Below are 5,299 nucleotides of genomic sequence, written 5' to 3'. Positions count from 1 at the left end.
ACAATGTGGCCGCAAAGCCCTACCCCGCCATTCTGGCGCTTGCAGGTCTGACCGATCCGCGGGTGACCTATTGGGAACCGGCAAAGTGGGTGGCGCGGCTGCGCGACTTTACCACAGCCGAAAACCCGATCCTGCTGCGCACCAATATGGATGCCGGCCATGGCGGCGCGTCCGGGCGCTTCCAGCGGCTGGAGGAAATCGCGCTCGAATATGCCTTCGCGCTCAAGGTTTCGGGCAAGGCGGAGGGCTGAACCGGGGACCCTGACAACGACGACCGGCGTTCTGGTTGCCGGGCGGCCGGCATTGCTGTAATGACCCGTCAATCAAGGATTTCAGGCACGGGCAAACGGCAGGATGACGGGCCATCTGACAGATATAGCCGGTCAGTTCCGGGCGCGGCTTCGTGACGACCTGAAGGCCGCGATGCAGACGCGCGACAGCCTGACCGTGGGCGTGACCCGTTCCCTGATCGCCGCGATCGACAATGCGCAGGCCGTCAAGCTCGAGAATGCCGGAGAGCCTTACACGCAACGTGCCTTTGGCTCGAACGGAACCGAAACGGCGCGCGGCGAGTTAACCTCAAAGAGCCTGGGGGCCCTGCTGGAAAGGGAGGCTGGCGAGCGCCGGCAGGCAGCCGACATACTTGCCGCTCACGGCCGCGATGAAGAAGCCGAAGTCCTTCGCGCCGAAGCCGAAATCGTTGATCAATACCGACGGGCTTGAAGGCGCCGTCGACCGGCTCCAGACGAGCCGGGCCAAAGCCGCCCAGACAGAAAGAGCGCCATGAAACTTCAACTGTCCCGGCGGTTATGGGTCCTGTCCCAAGTGATGCGGCAATTGTGGTTTGTCGCCGCGATCTACTGCCTTGCGGGCATTGCAACGGCGCTGGTCGGCGTTCTCCTGAACCCCTATATTCCCGAAGGGCTCGGCCGGACGATCGGCGCCGATTCGGTCGGCTCGCTCCTGTCGATCATCGCCTCGAGCATGCTGACGGTGCTGATCTTTTCGCTCAACACCGTGGTTCAGGCCTCCTCGGCGGCTGCCAGCAGCGCCACGCCGCGCGCCGTCGGCACGCTTCTGGAAGACCGCACCGCGCAGGCCGCGCTCTCGACCTTTCTCGGCTCCTTCATTTTCAGCCTCGTCGGCCTGATCGCGCTCAATACCAATCTCTATGGCGCCGGCGGACGGCTTGTGCTGTTCATCGCAACGCTTGCCGTCATCGTTCTGATCATCGGCATATTGCTGCGCTGGATCAACTATCTCGGCCGCCTCGGCAAGATCAGCCGCACCATCGAGCAGGTCGAGGATCAGGCAATCACCTCGATGCGCAACTACCGCGCCGAGCCTTTTCTCGGAGGAAGACGTTTCGACGGTCACATGCCGGGCGGCCTGCAGATGATCGACCCGCCCGAGACGGGCTATCTGCGTTTCATCGACATCGCCGCCCTGGATGCGGTCGCGCGCAAGCTCGACGCCGATATCTACGTGCTGGAACGTCCGGGCGCATTCGTGGCCCCCGGTCGCCATATCGCCGGCATCCGGCTGCCGCAGGACGCCGATGTCGCGGACGAGAGCATGGTCAACGAGGCCGCCCGGGCCTTCACCATCGGTCATGAACGAAGCTACACGCAGGATCCGCTCTACGGCGTCACGGTGATGTCGCAGATCGCGCTGCGCGCCCTTTCGCCCGCCGTGAACGATCCCGGCACGGCAATCGACGTGGTCACGCATCTGGTACGCATCATGCAGGCGGGCGAAAGGCCGGATGAAAACCGGGAGCCGCGCTATCCGCATATCCATATGCCGACGATAACGGCGGAGGAGTTCTTCGACGCCGCATTCACCGCCATGGCGCGGGATGGCGCAGGCATGGCCGAAGTGGTCATCCACCTTCTGCACGCGTGTCGCGCGCTCAGCCACGAGGAAATGGCCGGCTTTGCCGAAATGTCGGAGAAGTTCACGACGATGACCTTGGCGCGAGCGCAGGAAACCCTGCGTTTTCAATCGGATATCGAGCGTGTGGAGCGCGCGGCCGGGCGCGTCAATGCGGCATCGCCGGTGACCTTCCGCAAAAACAGTCCGGAACAATAGCGCGCGCGCGCCGTTTTGCGAACAGGCAGCGCCGGCGGATCACCGGCGATTGTTCGTGTATCGCCGGGAGATCGTTGGGGACCTGTTTTTTTTGCGAAGCTTTACCTATTCATTACAACCAGATCGCCCGGAAAGAGCTCCAGTTTCAGGAGATTTTCCATCATGATCGTGCTCACATCATTGATTTTCGCGCTGATCGGCCTTTATCTGGGCGGCGGCGGAATCTGGCTGATCGTCCTTGGCGGCAGCTGGTTTTATCTGATTGCCGGCGCCGCCTTTCTGGCGACGTCTTTTCTCATTTTCGCGCGCAACCCCCTTGCCTACTGGGTTTACGGGGTCACCATTCTCGTCACCCTCGCCTGGGCGCTGCTCGAGGTCGGACTTGACTGGTGGCAGCTTGGCGCGCGCGGCGGGCTGGTCGTGCTTCTCGGCCTCTGGATGCTCGTGCCGTGGGTTCGCCGGCCGATCCTGCGCGACGAATATGGTTTTCCCGAACAAAGACCCGCAGCCCGCGCGGGCGCCTGGCCGCTGGCCGGCGCGGTGACGCTGTCGATCATCGTGGCGGCGGTGTCGCTCTTTACCGATCCGCACGCGGTCAACGGTTCGCTGCCGGGTGTTCGCAACGCCGATGCTTCCGTCACCGAACGTGTTCCCGCCGATGAATGGCATGCCTATGGCCGCTCCGAACGCGGTCAGCGCTATTCGCCGCTCGACCAGATCACGACGGAAAACGTCGGCGACCTTGAGCTTGCCTGGCAGATCCAGACCGGGGACATGAAGGGGCCGAACGACGTTGTCGAGACCACCTACGAGAATACGCCGCTGATGGTGGACGATACGCTCTATGTCTGCACGCCGCATAGCTGGGCGATGGCCTTTGATGCCAAAACGGGTGAACAGAAGTGGAAGTTCGATCCGCAAGTGCCGGTTGACGGCAACCGCCAGCACCAGACCTGCCGCGGTGTTACCTATTATGCCGATCCGGACATTGCCGAGGGCGAGCGCTGCAAGACGCGTGTCTACCTGCCGACGGCGGATGCCCGCCTGATCGCGCTCAATGCCGCGGACGGCACGATCTGCGAGGATTTCGCCGAAAACGGCACGCTGCATCTTGAAACAAACATGCCCTACAAGACTCAAGGGTACTATTATTCCACCTCGGCGCCGCTCGCCATTGCCGGCAAGATCATCGTCGGCGGGGCGGTCAACGACAATTACTCCACCCAGAGCCCGTCCGGCGTGATCCGCGCCTATGACATCGACACCGGCGAACTGATCTGGAATTTCGATACCGGCAATCCGGACAAGACCGAACCGCTCGGCCCGGACGAGACCTATACGAAGAATTCGCCGAACAGCTGGACGGTGATGTCCGGCGACAGCGATCTGGGCCTGGTTTATGTGCCCTTCGGCAATCGCGTTCCCGACCAGATCGGCCTCAACCGCTCGCCCTCGGAAGAGAAATACTCCTCTTCGGTGACCGCGCTCGATGTCGAGACCGGCGAGCCGGTCTGGGTGTTCCAGGGCGTCCACCACGATCTGTGGGACATGGATGCGCCGGCCCAGCCGCCGCTTCTCGATCTCACCATTGACGGAGAGACCGTGCCGGCGCTGGTGATGCCGACAAAGCAGGGCGAGGTTTTCGTGCTGAACCGCGAGACCGGCGAGCCGATCCTCCCGGTCACCGAAGTTGCAGCTCCCCAGGACGGCGGTCTTGAAGGCGAGAACCTGTCGCCGACCCAGCCTGTCTCCGCCCTTTCCTTCAACCCGCCGAAACTGACGGGCAAGGATGTGTGGGGCGCCTCGCTGCTCGACCAGCTCGCCTGCCGGATCAAGCTGAAGCAGTATAATTATGAAGGCCGCTACACGCCGCCGTCGCTCAACGGCACGATCGTCTATCCCGGTAATTTCGGCACGCTGAACTGGGGGTCGGTCGCCGTCGACCCGGAGCGTCAGGTGATGTTCGCCATGCCGGTCTACATGGCCTACACCTCCACGCTGGTGCCGAAAACGGAGCCGGGAGCGCCGACACAGGGCATCAACTCCAACAATGGCTCGCCCTATGCCGTCGCCTTCTCCACGCTGCTCGGCCCGCTTGGCGTGCCCTGCCAGGCGCCGCCATGGGGTTATGTCGCCGGCGCGGATCTGACGACCGGCGAAATCGTCTGGAAACACAAGAACGGCACGATCCAGGACATGAACCCGCTCGGTCTGAAGATCAGGATGGGCGTGCCCGGCATTGGCGGCCCGATCATCACCAAGGGCGGCGTCGCCTTCCTCGGTGCTGCTATGGACAACTACCTCCGCGGCTATGACCTGACGACCGGAAAGCAGCTCTGGGAAGCCCGCCTTCCCGCCGGCGGGCAGGCGACGCCGATGACCTACGAGACCTCCGACGGCACGCAATATGTGCTGATCGTGGCCGGCGGTCACGGCTCTGTCGGCACAGAGACGGGCGACTACATCCTCGCCTACAAACTGCCGGAGGAATAGGATAGGCCTCCCGAGGGGCCGGCCCACGGGAAAGGGCGTACCGGAACGCATCCGAGCGCCCTTTCTTTCCGGTAGCGCGCCGGGATATTTCCTGGCTTACCGGTTGCCCTTCTCCAAAGGGCTTACTATGTAACTCGCAAGCGTCAATTTATTACAAAGAGGAGTACCAGACATGGCTTTTGAACTTCCGGAACTGCCTTACGCCTACGACGCGCTCGCCCCCTACATGTCGGCCGAGACGCTTGAATTTCACCATGACAAGCACCACAACACCTATGTGACCACCGGCAACAAGCTGGCGGAAGAAGCCGGTCTCGGCAATCTTCCGGTGGAAGAAGTGATGGTCAAGGCATACGGTTCCAACCAGCCGCTCTTCAACAACGCCGCACAGCACTTCAACCACATGCATTTCTGGAAGTGGATGAAGAAGGACGGCGGCGGCACCAAGCTGCCGGGCGCGCTCGAAAGCGCGATCTCGTCCGATCTCGGCGGCTATGACAAGTTCAAGGCCGATTTCATCGCCGCAGGCGTCGGCCAGTTCGGTTCAGGCTGGGCGTGGCTCGCCGTCAAGGACGGCAAGCTCGAGATCATGAAGACCCCGAACGGCGAAAACCCGGTCGTTCATGGCGCGAAGCCGATCCTCGGCGTCGACGTGTGGGAGCATTCCTACTACATCGACTACCGCAATGCGCGCCCGAAATATCTGGAAGCCTTC

At 62.5% G+C, this 5,299-nt stretch carries 5 protein-coding genes; all 5 read left to right on the top strand.

The genetic code is table 11. The annotated features are described in order from the left end of the window. Positions 1-251, top strand: a 251-nt coding sequence (locus AC5DC2_RS18805) for a prolyl oligopeptidase family serine peptidase (protein WP_491699571.1), incomplete at its 5' end; no start/stop codon positions are given. A 103-nt stretch (positions 252-354) separates the two neighbouring features. Beyond that, a complete protein-coding gene (locus AC5DC2_RS18800; protein ID WP_024709797.1) occupies positions 355-723 on the top strand; it encodes a GatB/YqeY domain-containing protein in 369 nt (122 codons plus the stop codon). Between the two features lie 60 nt (positions 724-783). Further along, entirely contained in the window at positions 784-2,091 is a 1,308-nt protein-coding gene (locus AC5DC2_RS18795; protein WP_491699570.1) for a DUF2254 domain-containing protein, read from the top strand. A 159-nt stretch (positions 2,092-2,250) separates the two neighbouring features. Continuing rightward, positions 2,251-4,584, top strand: a complete 2,334-nt coding sequence (locus AC5DC2_RS18790) for a glucose/quinate/shikimate family membrane-bound PQQ-dependent dehydrogenase (RefSeq protein ID WP_491699572.1) — start codon at positions 2,251-2,253, stop codon at positions 4,582-4,584. Positions 4,585-4,756: 172 nt separating this feature from the next. Continuing rightward, on the top strand, positions 4,757-5,299 hold a 543-nt coding region (locus tag AC5DC2_RS18785), incomplete at its 3' end, for a superoxide dismutase (RefSeq protein WP_491699569.1).

This window comes from Martelella sp. (assembly GCF_984369615.1).
Note: the sequence above shows the minus strand (reverse complement) of the source record. Positions and strands in the feature narration are given on the sequence as shown.

Bases quoted from the DNA above. Each gene is read 5' to 3' on its own strand.
- AC5DC2_RS18800 (WP_024709797.1), top strand. From the start codon at position 355: ATGACGGGCCATCTGACAGATATAGCCGGTCAGTTCCGGGCGCGGCTT.
- AC5DC2_RS18795 (WP_491699570.1), top strand. From the start codon at position 784: ATGAAACTTCAACTGTCCCGGCGGTTATGGGTCCTGTCCCAAGTGATG.